Genomic DNA, 20449 nt, shown 5'->3' on the forward strand with positions numbered 1-20449 from the left:
ATTTAAATAATTTTTTCTTGTAAGATACGTTTTAAATATTGACCGTAACCATTTTTCAATAATGGCGCTGCCAGCGCTTCCAGTTCGTTTGCGGTAATCCAATTTTGACGATAAGCAATCTCTTCAGGGCATGCCACTTTTAAACCTTGACGATTTTCTAATGTCGCAATAAAATGACTCGCTTCAAGAAGAGATTCGTGGGTGCCTGTATCTAACCATGCATACCCACGCCCCATCACTTCAACATGCAATTGATTTTGATCTAAATAAAGTCGATTAAGGTCCGTGATTTCAAGCTCATTTCTTTTTGATGGCTTTAAACTTTTTGCCATTTTCACGACATCTTGATCGTAAAAATAAAGACCGGTCACTGCATAATTGGATTTTGGTTGAGAAGGTTTTTCCTCTAAAGAAACGACTTTATTTTTTTCATCAAACTCAGCGACACCATAACGCTCGGGATCATTAACATGATAAGTAAATATGGTGGCACCCTCTTCCCTGTTTTTTGCATTTAAAAGAAGTTGATTAAAGTCATGGCCATAAAAAATATTATCACCTAAAACTAATGTTGAATGATGATTCCCAATAAACGACTCACCTAAGAGAAAAGCTTGCGCTAACCCATCGGGAGAATTCTGCACACAGTAGTGAATATCAATCCCCCATTGACTGCCATCTTTTAATAATGCCTCGAAGCGTAGGGTGTCTTCTGGTGCTGAAATCAATAAAATATCTCTAATACCTGCTAGCATTAAAGTAGTTAAAGAATAATAAATCATGGGTTTATCGTAAACAGGTAATAATTGTTTGGAGATTGCTTGCGTCACAGGATAAAGACGTGTGCCTGAGCCCCCCGCAAGAATCAAACCTTTTCTACTGTTTTTAATTTCTGTCATTTATTGAATGATTTCTTTTAAAATCCTTTTAACTTCCTCTTCCCAATGTGGCAATTCTAGCATGAAGGTCTTTGTAATTTTATCTGTGTAAAGTCTTGAATTAAATGGGCGTTTAACTAGAGTTGGATATAGATCGCTTGCAATCGGTTTGATATCTTTAGATGTCATGGTCGTTTTAAATCCTAAAGCTATTGCTTCATCAACGATAAAGCATGCATAACGACACCAATTAGTATAACCCATTGAAGTCACATGATAGGTACCAAAATCTTTGAAGTTTGGATTATTTAAAATAGTTTTTACAATGTTGTAAGTTACATCAGCTAATACTTCACTTGAAGTGGGTGTGCCTATTTGGTCACTCACCACATTTAAAGAAGATCTTTCTTGGGAGAGTTTGAGTATAGTTTTTAAAAAGCTTTGGCCGTGAAAACTAAAGACCCAGCTTGTTCTTAAAATAATATGTTTCCTGTGATGACGAATGGCTTCTTCACCTTCCACTTTTGTTTGACCATAAAAGGATTGTGGGTTGACTCCGTCAGTTTCTAAATAAGGCTCATGTTTTAAACCATCAAATACGTAATCTGTTGAAAAATGAATAATGGGAATATTAAGTTCGGATGCTTTTTCAGCTAAAACTTTGGGGGCGATCGCATTGATTTGATGGGCTAATGATTTTTCAGATTCAGCTTTATCAACTTGCGTGTATGCAGCAGGATTGATAATAATGTCAGGTTTGGTTTTATCGATAAAGGCTGTAATGGCTTCGGGACTCTCTAAATCAAGCTCATGCCGATTTGTAGCAAGCACTTCACCCAATGATGCTAATTTTTTATGTAATGCAAATCCTACTTGACCATCTTTACCCGTGAGTAAAATTTTCATGAATACTGCTTTTTAACCCAGTGCTGGTATTCACCTGACACCACATGATTGACCCAAATATCATTTTCCAAATACCAAATAATCGTTTTACGAAGTCCCGTCTCAAAAGTTTCTTGAGGTCTCCACCCGAGTTCGCGCTCTAATTTTGAAGCATCAATCGCATAACGTCTATCGTGACCTGGTCTATCTTTAACATAGGTAATTTGATTTTCATATTTTGATCCATCTGCTTTAGGTTTTAATTCATCTAAGATACCACATAAAGTCTTTACGACATTAAGATTGGTCTTCTCATTCCAACCACCTACGTTATAAGTTTCGCCGGGTTGCCCGCGAGCCAAGACTTCACGAATCGCATCACAATGATCTTTCACATAGAGCCAATCACGAATTTGTTGACCGTCGCCATAGATAGGAAGTGGCATGCCGTTCAATGCATTTAAGATACATAAAGGAATTAATTTTTCTGGAAAATGATAAGGTCCATAATTATTTGAACAATTTGTGGTTAAGACAGGTAACCCGTAAGTATGAAACCAAGCTCTGACTAAATAGTCACTTGCGGCTTTACTTGCGCTATAAGGGCTATTAGGTTGATAAGGATGTTTCTCAGTAAAGGCCGGAGCTTTTTCATTTAAAGATCCATAAACCTCGTCGGTCGATACATGTAAAAATCTGAAAGCTTTTTTGGCTGTTTCATCAAGATTGTTCCAATATGCTCTGACTGACTCTAATAAGTGATAAGTGCCAACAATATTAGTTTTGATAAAATCTCTTGGTCCATGAATCGATCGATCCACATGGCTCTCCGCCGCAAAATGAATAATAGCTCGAATGCGATGTTCTTCTAAGAGTTTTGAGACTAAATCATAGTCACCAATATCGCCATGCACAAAATGATGGTGAGGATTTTGATCTAATGAAGATAGATTTTCTAAGTTCCCTGCATAGGTTAATAGGTCTAATGATACAATATCTTCATTAGACTCACTAAACCAATCAAATACGAAGTTGGAACCAATAAACCCGGCTGCGCCTGTGACAAGAATTGTCATATTATGTAACTTTATAATAGATATAAAAATAAATGATAAAGTATAATTAGACTTAATTCTTATAAGTTTTGAAAATTTTATTTATTATGATTAAAAATCTTAAAACTTTCGATTTATTCATGTTAAGTCTCATGATTGTGAGTCTTCCAAGTGTGGAAGCTCCTAAAAATTTTTTTTTAGTGGGCTATCTCCTCACCCGTAGCATCTTTGAATTTATCGAATGGAAGAAAAGAAAAATAAAATGGACCGATTGGGATAGTCTATTTTTTGTATTCGTTTTAACAGCTTTTTTAAGCACAATATATGCTGGCATGCCTCACTTAGAAGAGTGGAAAGGTTATATGGTTCTGTTGACAGCTATTCTTTCTGGGTGGCTTTTAAGTCGAGCCCAATATTCACGGGAAAATTATCAAGGTCTTTTTCAAATAATAGTGCTAAGTGCACTCGCTCCTTTGTTAGTGGGGCTTTATCAATATCTCATTATTCACACTAAACCCGACCTCCAACTTCACTCTGTTGGCCACGTGAACCATTCTGCTATTTATTTAGTAATGATTTTTGGTGCTTCACTTGGCTGGTTCTTAAGTCATGTTAGTTTAGATAAGTTGAAGCTATCTAATCTATATCTTATTGCTCTAGGTATTTTAAGTTTAATTTTCTTTGTGAGTTTAATTATTGGTCAGTCAAGAGCCGCATATGGCGTAGGTATTATTTTAGGCTTATTAATTTTTTACTTTGTAACCAAGAGCAAAAAAATTAAACTAATTGGGAGTATTTCTATAATACTTATAGTTTTACTTTCATTTATTCTTAAAACAAGTGTAATTGAAAAACAAATCGCCAATCAAAAAACCAATAATGTACTTGCTTATAGAGATAAAGTCTGGAATGTATCTCTTGAAGCCTCACGATTCTCTCCTCTTTTGGGTATAGGCCTAAGTAATTGGCATTTTATTACTCTAGATCAACTGAAAAAATCTGTTGAAGGTAGGGGAAAGATATTTGATGCTAAGAATTACATTTTCCCTGGCCATTCACATAATCATTACCTAAGCGCACTGGTTGAGCGGGGTATTGTAGGACTTCTGGTTACCCTTACATTTATGCTACTTTGGATTAGACATATCATTACAACTTTTAAATGGGCAAATAAAACGAAAGAGTCAATTCTTCTATGGTCGGGTTCATTAAGCGCATGGGTTACAACTTTTGGGGTTGGCTTGGTAAATACGACGTTTCATCATGAACACGCTATTCTTGCATGCTTATTTTTAGGTATTTATTTAAGCTATACCCGTCAGTACCTCCCAAGAAAATAACTAAGATAGCTCTTCACTTCGATGATTAAAATAATTATCTTGAAACGCGACAAGCTGGGCGATCTTCTCTTAACAACACCCATGCTTCAACTTTTAAAAAAGCTCCATCCAAAATCCGAAGTTGCTGTCGTTGCGCCAGAATCTTCAGCCTGGATTTTAAAAAATGTATCATTTATCGATAAGCTATATAGCTATCCCCAACCCAAATCTTTTAATTTAAAAAGTATAACTTCTATCTTTATACAACTTTTTATTTTTTTGAAAATAAGACTAAAACATTACGATATTGCAATTGCAGCAGGTGGTGAATATTCTCATAGGGCGGTCAAGCGACTTATCTGGATAAAAGCCAAAAGAACTATTTCATTTATGCCTAAAAATAAAGCCATTACAGGAATTACTGATCCAGTCATTGAACCGAGCCACAAAAAAAAAGGTCGTCATGAGTCACAAAGAATGATCGAGCTACTAAAACCAATCATCAAATCAAAAGAGCAATTAACTCTGCCAAGTATTTATTTTAAACCTCCTCAGGAATGGCTGCAAAAAGCTCAGTTTTTTTTAACGGAAAGCAAGCTTAAAAAAGAGCAATATATAGTATTTGGACTTGGGGCAAGACGAGAAAAAAAACAAGCATCAAAAGAGCAGATTATTGAAACGGCAATGTATGCTTACAAAAAACATAAGCTTAAAACAGTTTTAGTATGGACCCCGGGTGGTAAAAATAATAAAAATTACCCGGGTGACGATGAAATAGCATATGGCATTCTAAAAAATGCACCAAAAGAAATTATTCCTTTAAGGGCCCCGCTTGATCTAACTATCGGGGTCATTTGGCTTGCAAAAAAATCTATTTTTCCTGATAGTGGTTTAATGCATTTTGCTTCAGCAAGTCCGGGTGGAGTTATTGGCCTTTTTGCAGACACTACAATCACTCCCAATCCAGATCAGTGGGCCCCGTTAGGTCTAAAATCAAGTTATATTGAAGCTAAAAAATCTATTAAAGAACTTGGTATCACTTTTTTACATAAAGAAATAAGTCGCTTATAACGATATAATGAAATTAAGATTTCAAATATATCTATTTTAGTCATATTTATTTTTAAAGAGTTTATATCAGAATGAATGATGCCCTTAATATCCAAGCTTCAGAAATTATAGAATTGCACGATGCGTATCTGTTAAATAAGGCTTGGCCAAATGAAACTGAAATGAAATATCAAGCATCCGATTCTCTTTTTAAATTTATTGAAGCCAATCATTTCTTTAATACCAGGCTATGGAACGAAGAAGATCTTGCTCGAAGACAGAATGTTTCAGATAGCGAAATCACAAAAAACAAAAGAGCGATCGACAAATTTAACCAATCCAGAAATGACCAAATAGAACAGATTGATAGTTTTATTCTTGAGTTTGCTAAAAAAGCAATTTTAAAGGAAGCGAAACAAAATAGTGAAACTCTTGGAGCTATGGTCGATAGACTATCTATATTGAGCTTAAAAATATTTCATATGTCCATTCAAACCCGAAGAGAAAATGTTTCAGAGCTTCATATTCAAACATGTTCAAAAAAATTAGAGGTTCTAAAAATCCAACGAAATGATTTGTGCGCTTGTTTTGATGAACTTCTTTATGATTGCATACTTGGCTTTCGATATTTTAAACAATACAAACAATTTAAGATGTATAACGATCCTAATTTAAACCCTCAACTCTATGCTGAAAAATCGGAGTTTAAGCAAAATTAAAAAATTCCACTCATTAAATTAATTAAAGAAAATTATTGAAATTTAATCTGGAACATACCTAGAAGAGAATGAAATTGAGAGATTTGAAAATCAATTTGGGCACGCCTAGGTTCCTCTTGGATCAAGTCTCAACCAAGACATTAATTTTGGCCTACCTTCTGAGGCAATAAGCCATCTATCAGAATCTTCGTAATCAAAGAGCTCAGGAAATTTTGATAAATCTCTCGATGTTGTAGCTAAAGTTGAAATTTTAAAAAAAGGTTTTGCATTCGACAATAATTCAGTCATTTTTTTCTTGCCATCTTTAAAAATCCAATCATGCAATTCAATAAAAATAATTGATTTTTTTAGATTACTAAATAGCTCACTATCCAGCAAGGAAAATTCAGCGCCTTCAATATCAATTAAAATTACCGCTGAATCCAAATCTTTTTTTGGGATATTCTTGTAAAAAACTTTAGTTGCCTCGCCAAATATATGCAATTTATTACTACAATTATTTAAGGTAGCATTTTTTTGTATAACTTGCCTTCCTTTAATTGATATTTCAAAAGCATAACTTACTTTAAATTTTTGACTAATTAATGAGCCAATGCTGTAATAGCCGTCTGCAGCGCCAAGATCAATAAAAACATTATATTTTTTTTGAACAGACATTATTGAATTTAATATCTCTTGCTCATAAATACCAAGAAGCATTGCTCCTCTGTCTGAATTTCCCCACCAATGGTCACGACTAAAAATCATCCCAGCAAATGGGCCGTATTTGATAGTATTTTTAAGGGTCATACTTAATTCCTGTGATAGTAATTTTCGCTTTTTATGAATAGCAATTGACATGCCTCTTTGATCCATTAAAAGCATTGAAAATATTTTTCTTAATCCCATGCTTGATTCCCTTAAGCCCTGAAAAAAATTACCTTAAATTCAAAAGATATATTTTTAGATTTGAGCAAGTTTTAATTTAACAATCTGTTGTATTAATAAATATAAAGTTAGCTTTTTAAAACTCCCTCAAAATATTTAATTGTTTCTTTTAACCCGTCTTTTAAATTTACCTTAGGCTCCCAGCCTAACTTATTCTTTGCTAAACTAATGTTAGGCTGTCTCTGTTTGGGGTCGTCTTCAGGAAGAGTTTTGAATATAATTTTAGATTGACTGGAAGTTAACCTTAAGACAAGCTCTGCGAGTTCTAGCATAGTAAATTCATTAGGATTTCCTATATTCATAGGCCCTGTAATAGTCTTATCACTCTCCATAAACTTAATCATGCCTTCAATTAAATCACTCACATAACAAAAACTTCTGGTTTGAGATCCATCTCCATAAATTGTAATTGGTTTATTTTGCAAAGCTTGCACTATAAAGTTACTAACGACACGTCCATCGTTAGGATGCATTCTTGGACCATATGTATTAAAAATACGCATCACTTTGATCTCAAGATGATGTTGCCTAAAGTAGTCGAAAAATAGAGTTTCAGCGCATCGCTTCCCTTCATCATAACAACTCCGAATTCCTATAGGGTTAACCCTCCCCCAATAATCTTCAGTTTGAGGATGAACTTCAGGATCTCCATATACTTCACTTGTGGATGCTTGCAGAATTCTTGCACCAGTTCTTTTCGCGAGCCCAAGCATATTGATTGCCCCATGAACACTTGTTTTAGTTGTTTGAACGGGATCAAATTGATAGTGAATTGGTGATGCTGGGCATGCAAGATTATAAATCTGATCTACTTCAACATACAAAGGAAAGGTGACATCATGCCGCATCAACTCAAATTTTGAGCTGCTAATTAAGTGTGAGACGTTATCTTTACTTCCAGTAAAAAAATTATCTACACATAAAACGTAATGGCCTTGTTTGATTAGCGCATCGCAAAGATGGGATCCTAGAAAGCCTGCGCCGCCTGAAATTAGAGATTTATGAGACATTTACTAAGAATCTTACCATCGAAAATTGATAATCCTGAATGATAATTTGAAGATAGTTAAGTCAAATGGGCGTTAAATTCAAACATGCATTCCCTTAAGGCTAAAATCATAGGTAGTTTGGGTGTAGTTTGGGTCTTGAACAAGATTTAAATCATAAAACAGACCGATTAACAGCTTCGGGTGTTTCAGGATTAACGAGTGAGAATTTTAGTGGTAACTTACATCACACAAGACCTGTGGAATCTTTGGGTGCTACTTATGACATTGCTAAAACACAACGCCTCACAGGTGAAGTCTTAGCGCAACAACTACCCTTCCAAAGCACTGCGGGTGCTACAGCCTACTTTAATTACATGATTGGGTTTTAAGGTATAAAAAAACCACCTCTCGGTGGCTTCTTACTCTAACTAAGGTGTGGTGGAGCTGCACAAAATGGGATTGCTTTGTTTTCCCGAATTTAATCAATAACCTGTGGGTTTTGAGAACCCCTTCTACCCACAAAACTACCCACAAAAAATTAGGATGGGTTTTGAGGCCCTGCTCCAGTTTTATGGGCAGTTTAGCAGATGTAGGTTTAGGGGGGAGGTTTTCGGGTTTTATGCCTTTATCTCATATACAGTATCTGGATAGTTGTTTATAGTCCTAATATAATTTAGTGGCCCGCTTAAAACCAATGTTACTTCGCACAATTCAAAAACTATTTTTAATTACAACGTTTGCTTTGGTATCAAATGCTAATGCACTTGTTATTAACTTTGACGACCTTCTTAATCAAGGGGAAGGCACAGTAATTTCAAATGGATATAGCGGGTTAAATTGGAGTAACTTTTGGGGGTTTGATGGAGCTTCTGGGACCGGCAGCGGATATTCCGCTGGAACTGTAAGTTCTCCGAATGTTGCCTTCAATGGCTATGGAAACCCTGCTTCATTTTCATCTACTGCGCAATTTAATTTAGTAAGCGCTTATTTCACAGCTGCCTGGAATCCTGGACAAATAACCGTTCTAGGTTTAAATAGTGGTACCCAACTTTACTCAACTACTTTTTCAGTTGTCACAACATCGCCAACCTTAACTTCTTTTAATTGGTCTGGAATTAACGAGGTACGCTTCAGTACAAACTTCGCTCAATTTGCCATAGACAATTTATGTTTAGATGGTTCATGTGGTACAGGTCCCGCAGCTGCTGACACCCAATCCTCCATGCGATATCAAGCAAGCCAATTACGCTCTGCATTTAATGCGCAAACAGTCGCTGCTAACTTTGCTTTGAATTACGACTGTAATGTGTTTGATGTTAAAGGCATGTGTATTTCAGCAGGTGGCAGATACACAACTATTGATAATCCAAACATTAATAATTCAGCAGCGGTTGTGACATTAGGTTACAAGGTCAATCCTAATATCCGTGTGGGTGCTTATTTAGACCAGAACATTAATATCAGCAAACCTACAGGCATTGATATCGGTAACAACACGCCTCTCATGGGTTTATATGCTGTGTGGAATAAAGAACAAAATGGTTTAGGTTATCAAGTGAGACTCGCTAACACTTATCAAGATAAAGATGTGACGCAAACTAGAACAGTATTTGACACTTCAGAAGCAGGTACGGGTAAATCAAGCCTTCAATCACAAAGTTATCTAGCAGAACTCTCTTACGCATTTCAATATGAAGATAAAACACTCGTGCGTCCTTATGCAGGTTTGCGTTACACACATTTAAAACAAAAAGGTTACACAGAAGCAACCACAGATACAGTGACAGATCCTTTAACAGTGGCAGCTTTAAGAGATAAAGGTATCACCGCTTTAATAGGTGTCAAAGTCAATCGTTCATTGACGGATAAAGCCACACTCACAGCCCAATTAGGATTTGAACAAGATGTGCATCACAACGTGGGTCAGTATTCAGCGACCGATTTAAATGGCAGTGATTTAACAGCGGTTGCATTTAATTCAAACATTAAACGCACAAGACCAGTGGTAAGTGCTGGTGCTTATTATGATGTCACCAAAACACAACGCGCATCAGCCACCATCAACTACCAACAAACTGCATTCCAATCGACCGGAAGTGCGACTGCTTATTTCAATTACATGATTGGGTTTTAAGGTATAAAAAAACCACCTCTCGGTGGCTTCTTACTCTAACTAGGAAGTGGTGGAGCTGCACAAAATGGGATTGTCATGTTTTCCCGAATTTAATCAATAAGTTGTGGGTTTTGAGAACCCCTTCTACCCACAAAACTACCCACAAAAAATTAGGGTGAGTTTTGATGCTTTAGCTCCAGATGTTGGAGGTAGTTTAGCAGAGGTGGGTAATTTTAAGATTTTTCTTGTAGGCGAATAAATGGATTCATCAAGTATTCCTTGAGTGAGTCTCCAACAGGGCTTTCTCTTAAACTGATGCCTGATTTCATTGCTCTCATTTGTATAGCTGTTTTTGATACATATGTACCAAATAATCTATCCCAAAAAGAAAAAATAATTCCAAAATTTGAATTACCCTCCTTCATATCCAATGAATGATGGACTCTATGAAAGTTCGGCGTCACAATGAGAAAGCTTAAAATCTTGTTCCATTTTTCAGGAAGTAAAACTTTAAAGTGGGTTAAAGGTGCGTGAATAGAATTCAATACGCCATAAAGTAATATCACTGGAACCGGGACATCAAATAATACAAATATCAAGGCTGCTAAAAAGACAGTTGCAACTTCCTCCAGCGGATGGTGAAAAAAAGTTGTAATGGTATCAACCTCTCTATCAGAGTGATGGAGTTTATGTAACTTCCATAAGACTGAAATTTTATGAAATAACAAATGGGCAACATACCCAGCGAAATCAATAAATACAAAAGAAATTACTATACTTAAATATCTAGGTAATGGTAAATTTGAAAAGCTAAAAATTTCAAATGGTGCTATAAAATTAACAAATAGAAGCACAGCAAAAAATTTTAAGAGCCAAGTAAAAAATTGGCTAATGCCTAATAGCGTTAATATGGAAGCATCTCTTTTCTTAAAGAGCAAATCAGAAGAATTCAGCTTTTCAAAAACAATTAAAGCGAGCGGAAGTGCGATAAGCGCAATTGGCAGTACTCTATCAAACAAGGTATTTACTCCATTTTTAAATCATTTAATCGTGTATATTGTAGAAGGAATTATTGCAAGGCTTTAATTATAAGGAATCTCTTAATGGGATCTATCACTTTCTCAAAACTGGCTTTAGTTTTTTGTTTTTTTCTTTCCTCTTCAGCTTTTGCAGGTAAGGTTCTTGGTTACGACCTTATTCCGGGAGCCACTGGTGCAAGTTTAACTGACAATCGTGCATATGCCGGACTTAAATGGACACTTAATGAAGGCATTAAACCCCAAGCTGTGTTGGGCCTCAAACATGCACGCATTAAATCTAATGGAGATACTGATGGAGGTGATTTATCAATTTCAGCCAAAATTATAGATGGTTTTCAGTTGGGTAAATTACGAGCTAAATACTTCAATGGTAAAGAAAATGTTCAAGGTGAAGTTGGTGCTGGCTATGACTTTACTAAAGGATTATTTACTGGAGTTGGCGTTCATGCGCCTCATTCCTTAATTGGATTAGATTTGCATCCGTTTGTAACTGACAATAAACTAGAGCCTTATATTCAAATTGACACAAATAAAAAATATAAGAAAAATAATAGCACCGCAAGTCAATGCGTCTTCAATCCTGGTAACGTACCATTAGGTCCTTGGCTGGATTCACAATGCACCATATTGAAGTGATTTAGCCCTCATTTACAATTTAGGAATTTCCTACAAGTTCTAATAAAAAAACCACCTCTCGGTGGCTTCTTACTCTAACTAGGAAGTGGTGGAGCTGCACAAAATGGGATTACTTTATTTTCCCAAATTTAATCAGTTAATTACCTTAAGTATTTTGTATTACCTGCCCCCAGACTTGCCCCCATATCAAATTCGGTAAATGGGGAACAAAACCTTGTTCCTTTTCCGAATATTGTAGCAGAGATAGTGGCTGACTTCTTATAACTCCGAAACTTGAAAAACCTTCTACTTTATCAAGTTACCTCTTAATTAATTACCCTAACTCATTCATGGGTAAGTTATACTGCAAACAGTTTCAAACACTAAAGGTTGTTAACCTTTTAGTCTAATCCTCATCATTCTTGTTAATGAGTTTTTCTCTAAAACTTTTTTACAAGGAATTCTCTGATGAGGAATTTTTCTAGTTTATCCCAATGCTTTTTATTCTGCACTGCCATACTTTTTAGTTTCAAAAGTTTTGCAGATTGTCCAGCCCTAGGAAGCGGAATAACTTCAAGCACAACTTGCACAGGCAATATCACGACGAGCAACAGTTGGGTTACTGGCATCTATTTGGAAAATGGTAGTGGTAGCACCAACAGCAACACTGTCAACATGACAGGCAATATCACGACGAGTGGTGGTAGGAGTTACGGCATCCGTTTGTATAATGGCTATGGTAGCACCAACAGCAACACTGTCAACATGACAGGCAATATCACGACGAGCGGCATTAATACTGATGGCATCGATTTGTTAAATGATAGTGGTAGCAACAACAGCAACACTGTCAACATGACAGGCAATATCACGACGAGTGGCATTAATGGTTATGGCATCTATTTGTTAAATTTTGATGGTAGCACCAACAGCAACACTGTCAACATAACAGGCAATATCACGACGGGCACTAATGGTTATGGCATCTATTTGTTAAATGATAGTGGTAGCAACAACAGCAACACTGTCAACATGACAGGCAATATCACGACGAGCGGAAATGGTAATGGCATCTATTTGGAAAATTATAGAAATAGCAACAACAGGGACACTGTCAACATGAACAGCAACACTGTCAACATGACAGGCAATATCACGACGAGCGGAAATGGTGCTTATGGCATCTATTTGTTAAATTATTATGGTAGCACCAACAGCAACACTGTCAACATGACAGGCAATATCACGACGAGCGGAAATGGTGCTTATGGCATCTATTTGTTAAATTATTATGGTAGCACCAACAGCAACACTGTCAACATGACAGGCAATATCATGACGATTGGTAATGAGTCTCACGGCATCTATTTGGATAATTATTCTGGCACCAACAACATCAACATCGTCAACATGACAGGGAATATCTCGACGATTGGTAATGAGTCTCACGGCATCTATTTGGATAATTATTCTGGCACCAACAACATCAACATCGTCAACATGACAGGGAATATCTCGACGATTGGTAATGATGCTTACGGTATCTTTTTGAATAATTATCTTGGTAACAGCAACACTAACACCGTCAATATGGCCGGTCGTATTTCAGCTACCGGCTCTCCCTATGCCATTTATGCCTTCAATTCTAGCTCAACGACTTCCAATACCGTTCAACTGAACAAAGGCTCATCTGTCATTGGTGCTATTAGTGGGACCGGCATTTTTGATTACACAGCAAATAATTTCTTAAAACTGAATCTTGGTGCAGGTGCATCTTATAGTTTTGCAACCACAGGATTTACAGTGCAAGACTTAAATGGTCGTCCTATGGTCGCAGGTTCAGCTCATGCGGCAGGTGTCGGTAATATCACAACTGCTTCACAAAGTTTGTACGAAAGAACTTCACAAATCACTCAAAGTTTAGATGACCGTGTCAGAACTTATGATTTAAAACAAAATACTTCACAAGATTTTTGGGTGAATACTTACTACAGTGATTCCAATCGCGGGGGTCAAGGTTTGTCAGGTTCTAACTTAAGCTTTAATCAATATCGTTCAGGGATTACTGCAGGCTTTAATGTCAAAAACAGCTATACACCCACTGAACTTATTGTGAATTACGAACATGGTAAATTAAATATTGATGAAGGTAATCAAGGTATCACTTCCAACAGTGTCATGGCAGGTGCCTTATTCCCTGATATTAAAAAACTATTCACAGGGACTTTAAGTGCTAAAGCATTAGTCGGGTATTCAGATTTTAGTGGTGACAGAAAAGTCTTAACGAATGATGTTGCATTAAATGGTTCACGTAATGTCACAGCCAACTATCAATCATCACACTTAACGATTGGTTCTGCTTGGACTAAAACCTTATATCAAACAGATAAAGTGATTTTAGATACATTAGTCGGTATTGATTTAAATACACAACACATCAATTCATATAGTGAGAGTGATTTATTTAAATGGAATGGTAGAACGATTAATCAACTTCAAGAGCGTGTGACATTAGGTATGGAAATAAAACCGTTGGTGAAACCACTCACCCTCTTTGGCAGAGTCGGTATTGAACGCCGTGATTTAATTAGTGGTGAAAACCAACACTATGCGATTAATAATACCGCTGTGAGTTATAACGATAGTAACCAACGGAATACCTATGCCACATTAAATGCAGGAGCTTATTACCCACTCACGCCAACAGTCAAAGCATACGCACAAGTGAGATATTACGATTCCACAAAAGACATTGACTCTCTATCAGGCAGTATTGGGATTTCAGGGCAGTTCTAGTTTATTGTCTGCTAGTTTTTAAGGGTATAAAAAAACCACCTCTCGGTGGCTTCTTACTCTAACTAAGGTGTGGTGGAGCTGGGGGGAATCGAACCCCCGTCCGTAAGCACTCTACAGAAAGTTCTACATGTTTAGCTATCGTTGTTTTTGTTTAACGGTTCAATCACCAACGAGCAAGCAATTTCGCCGCGAGTCACCTTAGTTTGATTATTAGTTAAGTGACCCAACCAATAACGAGCTTCTCTTTATGACGCTGCTGTGGTTGCCCACCCGACCGAGAAGCGCTTCGGTGCAGCGTCCAGCTGGATTAAGCAGCTAGAGCGTAAGTTTCGTCGTTTGCGACTATACTTGTTTCTAGATGGATTTACGAGGTAACTAGGCCTCGACATGCCCTCACCTGCTTTGCAACCCACGTCGAAACCGGGTCAGCCCCAAAGCAAGTATCATTATACTACTTCTTGTTAGCAGCCCGCATGATTCTTGCCTTGTCCCGCTCCCAATCGCGCTCTTTTTCAGCGTTACGTTTGTCGTATTGTTTTTTGCCCTTAGCCAAACCTATTTCAATTTTGATACGTCCACCTTTGAAGTGCATATCAATGGGGACTAAGGTGTAACCTGAGCGCTCTACTTTACCGATGAGCTTTGCAATTTCTTCATTGTGTAAAAGTAGTTTTCGGGTGCGAATCGCGTCAGGACGAATATGGGTTGAAGCTGCACCCATGGGCGTAATATGGCAACCAATGAGGTAGATCTCGCCTCTTTGAATAATCACATATGCTTCCTTGATGTTGGTTCGATTATCTCGAATAGCTTTAACTTCCCATCCTTCCAATACGATACCCGCCTCATATTTTTCTTCGATGAAGTAGTCGTGGAAAGCTTTTTTGTTTTGAACAATACTCATGGAAACTAACTAATCCTTTAAAATGTGTATTTTACGCTAATTCAATTTATCTCATGGCTGATGTCAAAAAAAATGTGATCGTGAATCACTCGGTGGACCGGATGTTTAACCTTGTCGATCGTATTGAAGACTATCCTCTATTTTTACCCTGGTGCGGCGGCACTAAAGTCTTAGAGCGAAATAGTGAGATTACAAAAGCTTCGATCCTCATTAAATATAGCGGAGTGAATCAAAGCTTCACCACACAAAATACTAAACATTATCCCAATCGTATTGATTTAAAACTGATCGATGGGCCTTTTAAGGTGCTCGAAGGTTATTGGATTTTTACAAAGATCAATGAAGAAGCATGTAGCATTGAATTTCATTTGCATTACGAATTTTCAAATTTTATTTTAGATAAATTGATTTCGCCAATATTCAGTCAAATTGCGAATACGTTTGTGGATGGTTTTGTGACGCAAGCTGATAATATATACAAAATAACTCAAGATTAAAAATAGCTTATGCCAAACGAAATTTTGATTGAAGTCGCTTATGCGTTGCCAAAGAAGCAGCTCATTATTCCTGTGAGAGTAAAACAAGGCATTTCAGCAGAAGAAGCGATTAAACTTTCAGGTATTGTTAAAAAGTTTCCTGAAATTGATTTAAAAGTGAATCAAATTGGTATTTTCGGAAAGCTGACACAACTAGATCACATCATGCGTGAGCGTGATCGTATCGAAATCTATCGCCCCCTGATTGCTGATCCAAAAGAGATTAGACGCCAACGTGCCGCCGAAGGTAAGGTCATGAAAAAAGGTGGGGATAGCGCATAAAAGCTAGCATTTCTTAGCTATAACGAGACTTTTTCTGTATAATTTCTTTTTGCGCAAAGGATCAAAAGATGCGTTTAATACAACAAGCACTCACTTTTGATGACGTGCTCCTCGTTCCATCTCATTCCACGGTATTGCCTCGTGAAGTTAATTTAACTACGCAATTAACTCGAAAAATCAAACTTCATATTCCTATTGTGTCTGCAGCTATGGATACAGTGACTGAATCTCGCTTGGCCATAGCATTAGCTCAAGAAGGCGGGCTCGGTATTATTCATAAAAATATGACGCCTAAAGAACAAGCTTACCAAGTCTCACGTGTCAAACGTTTTGAGTCTGGTGTGGTGAATGATCCCATTACGATTGAGCCTAATATGTCAGTTCGCGATGTGATGAACCTCACGGCACTTCATAAAATTTCAGGCCTACCTGTGATCGATGGTGGCAAAATTGTCGGCATCGTCACAAACCGAGATTTGCGTTTTGAAACTAATTTAGATCAGCCGATTAAAAATATCATGACACCACGTGATCGATTGGTCACTGTTAAAGAAGGTGAATCCAAAGAAGAAGTGATTCGTTTACTTCATCACCATCGTCTAGAGCGTGTATTAGTGATTGATAAAAATGATGCGTTAAAAGGTTTAATTACGGTTAAAGATATCCAAAAATCATCCGACCATCCTTATGCATGTAAAGACGATAAAGGTCGACTTTGTGCAGGGGCCGCTGTGGGTGTGGGTGAAGGTACTGAAGAGCGTGTTGAATTATTAGCGAATGCTGGTGTTGATGTGATTGTGGTGGATACAGCGCACGGTCATGCACAAGGGGTGATTGATCGTGTCACATGGGTTAAAAAACATTTCCCACATATCGAAGTGATCGGCGGCAATATCGCAACAGCGGATGCTGCAAAAGCGCTAGTGGATGCGGGAGCTGATGGCGTCAAAGTAGGTATCGGTCCAGGTTCTATTTGCACCACACGGATTGTGGCAGGTGTCGGCATTCCACAAATTACTGCGATTAGTAATGTCGCTGAAGCATTAAGTAAACTTAATATTCCATTCATTGGTGACGGTGGCATTCGATTCTCAGGTGATGTTGCAAAAGCGATTGCGGCAGGTGCCAATTCTGTGATGTTAGGTTCCATGTTTGCAGGTACCGAAGAAGCCCCGGGTGAGGTTGAACTCTTCCAAGGTAGATCTTATAAATCTTATCGCGGTATGGGGTCTATTGGTGCAATGCAAAAAGGATCTTCCGATCGTTACTTCCAAGATTCTGAAAACAATGCAGATAAATTAGTGCCCGAAGGTATTGAAGGGCGCGTCCCTTATAAAGGCAGTGTGATTAGTGTCATTCACCAATTGATGGGTGGACTTCGTGCTTCTATGGGTTATGTTGGCGCAAGAAACATCGATGAGATGCGCAATAAAGCTAACTTCGTTCAAATCACAAGTGCAGGTATGCGAGAATCACATGTGCATGACGTACAGATCACTAAAGAAGCGCCCAATTACCGTATTGATTAATTTAAATCTATCAACCAAAAAGCCTCCGACCAATGAAGCTTTTTAAATCCTATGGATAAAATTCTTATTCTCGACTTTGGTTCTCAATACACGCAACTTATCGCACGCCGTGTAAGAGAAATGCATGTCTATTCAGAACTTCATGCGCATGACATGAGTGAAACTGATATCAAAGCATTTAATCCAAAAGGTATTATTTTGTCAGGCGGGCCTAATTCAGTTTACGAATCAGATACGCCAATAGCACCTCAAATCGTTTTTGAATTGGGTGTGCCTGTCTTAGGCATTTGTTACGGCATGCAAACGATGGCAGCTCAACTTGGTGGCAAAGTTGAAAATGCACATACGCGTGAATTTGGTTATGCAGAAATTAGAGCGCATAGCCACTCGCCTCTTTTAGATAATATTCAAGATAAAACGAATCCAGAAGGTCACGGGCTTTTAGATGTTTGGATGAGTCATGGCGATAAAGTCACAACATTACCTCCGCAATTTAAAGTGATCGCAAGTAATGCATCTACCCCGATTGCCGGCATGATGCATGAAACAAAAAAATTCTATGGCGTGCAATTTCATCCAGAAGTGACACACACCAAACAAGGCTTTGCCATTTTAAAACAATTCGTCACTAAAATTTGTGATTGTAGACCAAGTTGGACCATGCCTAATTATATTGAAACGGCAGTTAAACATATTCAAGAGACTGTGAAGGATGATGAGGTCATATTGGGCTTATCGGGCGGGGTCGACTCATCAGTTGCAGCTGCACTTATTCATCGTGCGATTGGCGATCAACTCACTTGTGTATTCGTTGATAACGGTTTACTGCGTTTAAATGAATCGACACAGGTCATGAAAACATTTCATGACAACTTAGGTGTCAAAGTCATTCATGTCGATGCCTCAGATAAATTTTTAAATGATTTAAAAGGTGTGACAGATCCCGAACAAAAGCGAAAAATTATCGGCCGTGAATTTGTGGGAGTATTTCAGAATGAAGCTAAAAAAATTCCAAAAGCGAAATGGTTAGCACAGGGCACAATCTATCCTGATGTCATTGAATCAGCATCTGCTAAAACTAAAAAAGCACATATGATTAAGAGTCACCACAATGTGGGTGGTCTACCTGAAACGCTCAATTTAAAACTCTTAGAACCTTTGCGTGAGCTCTTTAAAGATGAAGTGCGTGAATTAGGTGTGGCATTAGGCTTACCTAAGACGATGGTCTATCGTCACCCCTTCCCTGGCCCTGGTTTAGGTGTGCGTATCTTAGGTGAAGTGAAATCAGAATTTGCAGACTTACTTCGTCGTGCTGATGCAATCTTTATAGGTGAGCTTATCCATTCCGGTTGGTATGAAAAAACATCACAAGCCTTTGCGGTATTTTTACCTGTAAAATCAGTGGGTGTCATGGGTGACGGTAGAACATATGAATATGTTGTGGCATTAAGAGCGGTTGTGACTTCTGACTTCATGACAGCTAATTGGGCAGAGCTGCCTTATGAACTTTTAAGTAAAGTATCGAATCGTATTATTAATGAAGTGCGAGGAATTAATCGTGTTGTCTATGATATTTCAGGCAAGCCCCCTGCAACCATAGAGTGGGAGTAGAAACTCTTACCTAAGCTGTTGATTTATATAGGTTTTGTAGTTACACAAAACAGACACACACCCAACTAAGTTGTTGATTTAGTTAGGCATTGGCAGGACACAGCAATATGGCGACTACACAACGCTACATTGATTTGCGTCCTGCTATGTTGAAAGCTGCTGTTGAGTTGGTTTGATTATATTTTTTCAATAATCTTTTTTTCAACTTCGTAAACAGGTAATCCTTTAATCACGTCGAGTCTCTTATCTGCCGTAATAAATGTTAGGTTTCCGTGCTCGTCTCTGCTTTCGCGGTAGTTTGAAGGCGAATAAGCTGCTTCAACAGACAACACTTTCACCTTGTCATTTAGCAAGTCATTGCGAACATAGAAGGCATTATTGCCTGCGGTGTTAGTTCCTACTAATGAGTAGCCCTTTTTGTCCGCAAGATATGTCATAGCTGCCAATGAAGCTCCCCAATACAAGTTTGAGTGGTGTGTGTTGGTTCTGTAAAAGTCAGCTTGATAAGGAATAGTTATTTTTCTGCTACCACCAAAAACAGGGTTGTATTCGCAAATCAGAATACGTGGACTAAAGTTATTGATTGCTTCAAGTATAAAAAAGTCATTTCCGTCTAAGTCAACGGACAATATTCCTAAATCATTTTCAAAGCCACTTGTAGCGAGAATGTCTTCAATATTTTCTTTGGTAATGAACTTGTCAACCGCGTCTAAGTGGTGCTTCCAATAAAAGTATGAGTTTTTTAATCTCTGAATGTTTGACTTTGAGCCGTCAATAACAAACCCCTTCCAATCGTCCTTCATTAGCAAAAAGCGGCAGTTAGATTCAAAAAAATCTTCTACTCCAAACTCAATAAAAGTCTTATTTTTTATTTCTATTGATTTGGTTAGGTGCTGAATGATTCCATCCTCACCCCATTGAGAGAATACTTTGAACTCATAATCCATTAGATTGCTTGTTGCCTTGCTCTCATTTAGCGAAGAAAGTATTATTCCTTGATTGATTTTTACTTCGTCAAAACGTTCGTTTATCTTTGAAATAGTAGAAAGTGCTTGTTTAAGCCTTACTATTGCCTTTTTAAGGTAGTTCATTGGGTTCTCTGTTGTGCTAACGTGTTGACGATTGAAGTCTATTTTACTTGTAGCAAGAGTGTGTGGCGAGCGAAAAAGCAGCTCAAAAAGTTTTTTTCAGTGTCCTAACA

19 protein-coding genes and 1 other RNA gene are annotated in these 20449 nt (G+C 37.6%); 11 read left to right on the forward strand and 9 right to left on the reverse strand.

Annotated elements, in window-relative coordinates:
* Positions 1-2: 2 nt before the first annotated feature.
* From rfbA to rfbB, 3 genes are read right to left on the reverse strand one after another with little or no spacing between them, the layout of a single operon-like run.
* Positions 3-899, reverse strand: coding sequence for a glucose-1-phosphate thymidylyltransferase RfbA (gene rfbA / locus FIT70_RS04350; RefSeq protein WP_139930837.1), 897 nt, complete (start codon positions 897-899; stop codon positions 3-5).
* Complete coding sequence (gene rfbD / locus FIT70_RS04355) at positions 900-1784, reverse strand: dTDP-4-dehydrorhamnose reductase (RefSeq protein ID WP_139930839.1); 885 nt, start codon at positions 1782-1784, stop codon at positions 900-902.
* Positions 1781-2839, reverse strand: a complete 1059-nt coding sequence (gene rfbB / locus FIT70_RS04360) for a dTDP-glucose 4,6-dehydratase (RefSeq protein WP_139930841.1) — start codon at positions 2837-2839, stop codon at positions 1781-1783. The genes rfbD and rfbB overlap by 4 nt, the downstream gene beginning before the upstream one ends.
* Positions 2840-2925: 86 nt before the next feature.
* Between rfbB and FIT70_RS04365 the strand changes: the two genes are divergently transcribed.
* The 3 genes from FIT70_RS04365 (at position 2926) to FIT70_RS04375 (ending at position 5906) form a co-directional block, all read left to right on the forward strand.
* Entirely contained in the window at positions 2926-4158 is a 1233-nt protein-coding gene (locus FIT70_RS04365) for an O-antigen ligase family protein (protein WP_139930843.1), read from the forward strand.
* A 21-nt stretch (positions 4159-4179) separates the two neighbouring features.
* Positions 4180-5208, forward strand: coding sequence for a glycosyltransferase family 9 protein (locus FIT70_RS04370; protein WP_139930844.1), 1029 nt, complete (start codon positions 4180-4182; stop codon positions 5206-5208).
* Positions 5209-5279: 71 nt separating this feature from the next.
* Complete coding sequence (locus FIT70_RS04375) at positions 5280-5906, forward strand: DUF4254 domain-containing protein (RefSeq protein WP_139930846.1); 627 nt, start codon at positions 5280-5282, stop codon at positions 5904-5906.
* A gap of 105 nt (positions 5907-6011) precedes the next feature.
* On the opposite strand, the gene FIT70_RS04380 is transcribed toward FIT70_RS04375, so the two are convergent.
* On the reverse strand, positions 6012-6794 hold the full coding sequence (locus FIT70_RS04380; protein ID WP_139930848.1) for a class I SAM-dependent methyltransferase: 783 nt from the start codon (positions 6792-6794) through the stop codon (positions 6012-6014).
* A 107-nt stretch (positions 6795-6901) separates the two neighbouring features.
* Entirely contained in the window at positions 6902-7843 is a 942-nt protein-coding gene (locus FIT70_RS04385) for a UDP-glucuronic acid decarboxylase family protein (protein WP_139930850.1), read from the reverse strand.
* A 128-nt stretch (positions 7844-7971) separates the two neighbouring features.
* Here FIT70_RS04385 and FIT70_RS04390 point away from each other — a divergent pair, with 128 nt between their 5' ends.
* A complete protein-coding gene (locus tag FIT70_RS04390; RefSeq protein ID WP_139930852.1) occupies positions 7972-8211 on the forward strand; it encodes a hypothetical protein in 240 nt (79 codons plus the stop codon).
* A gap of 305 nt (positions 8212-8516) precedes the next feature.
* Complete coding sequence (locus FIT70_RS04395) at positions 8517-9956, forward strand: autotransporter outer membrane beta-barrel domain-containing protein (protein ID WP_139930854.1); 1440 nt, start codon at positions 8517-8519, stop codon at positions 9954-9956.
* 212 nt (positions 9957-10168) lie between these two features.
* Here the strand turns inward: FIT70_RS04395 and FIT70_RS04400 are convergent, their stop codons facing one another.
* Entirely contained in the window at positions 10169-10954 is a 786-nt protein-coding gene (locus FIT70_RS04400) for a sterol desaturase family protein (protein ID WP_139930856.1), read from the reverse strand.
* 84 nt (positions 10955-11038) lie between these two features.
* Between FIT70_RS04400 and FIT70_RS04405 the strand changes: the two genes are divergently transcribed.
* Together FIT70_RS04405 and FIT70_RS04410 are read left to right on the forward strand one after the other, a co-directional pair.
* Complete coding sequence (locus FIT70_RS04405; protein ID WP_139930858.1) at positions 11039-11611, forward strand: hypothetical protein; 573 nt, start codon at positions 11039-11041, stop codon at positions 11609-11611.
* 447 nt (positions 11612-12058) lie between these two features.
* Positions 12059-14386 (forward strand): beta strand repeat-containing protein, encoded by a 2328-nt coding sequence (locus tag FIT70_RS04410; protein WP_139930860.1) that lies wholly within the window; start codon positions 12059-12061, stop codon positions 14384-14386.
* A gap of 70 nt (positions 14387-14456) precedes the next feature.
* Here the strand turns inward: FIT70_RS04410 and ssrA are convergent.
* Positions 14457-14819, reverse strand: a transfer-messenger RNA (tmRNA) gene (gene ssrA / locus FIT70_RS04415).
* Positions 14820-14837: 18 nt separating this feature from the next.
* Entirely contained in the window at positions 14838-15290 is a 453-nt protein-coding gene (smpB, locus tag FIT70_RS04420) for an SsrA-binding protein SmpB (protein WP_139881591.1), read from the reverse strand.
* Positions 15291-15343: 53 nt separating this feature from the next.
* On the opposite strand from smpB, the gene FIT70_RS04425 reads away from it, so the two are divergent.
* The 4 genes from FIT70_RS04425 to guaA all read left to right on the forward strand — a co-directional run bounded on the left by FIT70_RS04425 (position 15344) and on the right by guaA (position 19248).
* Positions 15344-15787, forward strand: coding sequence for a type II toxin-antitoxin system RatA family toxin (locus tag FIT70_RS04425; protein WP_139930862.1), 444 nt, complete (start codon positions 15344-15346; stop codon positions 15785-15787).
* Between the two features lie 9 nt (positions 15788-15796).
* Positions 15797-16108 carry an RnfH family protein gene (locus tag FIT70_RS04430; RefSeq protein ID WP_139930864.1) on the forward strand — a complete coding sequence of 104 codons (312 nt, stop codon included), beginning with the start codon at positions 15797-15799 and terminating at the stop codon, positions 16106-16108.
* Between the two features lie 68 nt (positions 16109-16176).
* Positions 16177-17637 (forward strand): IMP dehydrogenase, encoded by a 1461-nt coding sequence (gene guaB / locus FIT70_RS04435; RefSeq protein WP_139930866.1) that lies wholly within the window; start codon positions 16177-16179, stop codon positions 17635-17637.
* Positions 17638-17688: 51 nt separating this feature from the next.
* The gene (guaA, locus tag FIT70_RS04440) at positions 17689-19248 is read left to right on the forward strand and encodes a glutamine-hydrolyzing GMP synthase (RefSeq protein WP_139930868.1); all 1560 of its coding nucleotides are present in this window, start codon (positions 17689-17691) and stop codon (positions 19246-19248) included.
* 176 nt (positions 19249-19424) lie between these two features.
* On the opposite strand, the gene FIT70_RS04450 is transcribed toward guaA, so the two are convergent.
* A complete protein-coding gene (locus tag FIT70_RS04450; RefSeq protein WP_139930869.1) occupies positions 19425-20339 on the reverse strand; it encodes a hypothetical protein in 915 nt (304 codons plus the stop codon).
* Positions 20340-20449: the final 110 nt, after the last annotated feature.

The organism is Candidatus Methylopumilus universalis, from assembly GCF_006364435.1.
Lineage (GTDB): Bacteria > Pseudomonadota > Gammaproteobacteria > Burkholderiales > Methylophilaceae > Methylopumilus > Methylopumilus universalis.

Coding starts and splice junctions, on each gene's coding strand:
- rfbA (WP_139930837.1), bottom strand. CDS start 899: ATGACAGAAATTAAAAACAGTAGAAAAGGTTTGATTCTTGCGGGGGGC.
- rfbD (WP_139930839.1), bottom strand. CDS start 1,784: ATGAAAATTTTACTCACGGGTAAAGATGGTCAAGTAGGATTTGCATTA.
- rfbB (WP_139930841.1), bottom strand. CDS start 2,839: ATGACAATTCTTGTCACAGGCGCAGCCGGGTTTATTGGTTCCAACTTC.
- FIT70_RS04365 (WP_139930843.1), top strand. CDS start 2,926: ATGATTAAAAATCTTAAAACTTTCGATTTATTCATGTTAAGTCTCATG.
- FIT70_RS04370 (WP_139930844.1), top strand. CDS start 4,180: ATGATTAAAATAATTATCTTGAAACGCGACAAGCTGGGCGATCTTCTC.
- FIT70_RS04375 (WP_139930846.1), top strand. CDS start 5,280: ATGAATGATGCCCTTAATATCCAAGCTTCAGAAATTATAGAATTGCAC.
- FIT70_RS04380 (WP_139930848.1), bottom strand. CDS start 6,794: ATGGGATTAAGAAAAATATTTTCAATGCTTTTAATGGATCAAAGAGGC.
- FIT70_RS04385 (WP_139930850.1), bottom strand. CDS start 7,843: ATGTCTCATAAATCTCTAATTTCAGGCGGCGCAGGCTTTCTAGGATCC.
- FIT70_RS04395 (WP_139930854.1), top strand. CDS start 8,517: ATGTTACTTCGCACAATTCAAAAACTATTTTTAATTACAACGTTTGCT.
- FIT70_RS04405 (WP_139930858.1), top strand. CDS start 11,039: ATGGGATCTATCACTTTCTCAAAACTGGCTTTAGTTTTTTGTTTTTTT.
- FIT70_RS04410 (WP_139930860.1), top strand. CDS start 12,059: ATGAGGAATTTTTCTAGTTTATCCCAATGCTTTTTATTCTGCACTGCC.
- smpB (WP_139881591.1), bottom strand. CDS start 15,290: ATGAGTATTGTTCAAAACAAAAAAGCTTTCCACGACTACTTCATCGAA.
- FIT70_RS04425 (WP_139930862.1), top strand. CDS start 15,344: ATGGCTGATGTCAAAAAAAATGTGATCGTGAATCACTCGGTGGACCGG.
- FIT70_RS04430 (WP_139930864.1), top strand. CDS start 15,797: ATGCCAAACGAAATTTTGATTGAAGTCGCTTATGCGTTGCCAAAGAAG.
- guaB (WP_139930866.1), top strand. CDS start 16,177: ATGCGTTTAATACAACAAGCACTCACTTTTGATGACGTGCTCCTCGTT.
- guaA (WP_139930868.1), top strand. CDS start 17,689: ATGGATAAAATTCTTATTCTCGACTTTGGTTCTCAATACACGCAACTT.
- FIT70_RS04450 (WP_139930869.1), bottom strand. CDS start 20,339: ATGAACTACCTTAAAAAGGCAATAGTAAGGCTTAAACAAGCACTTTCT.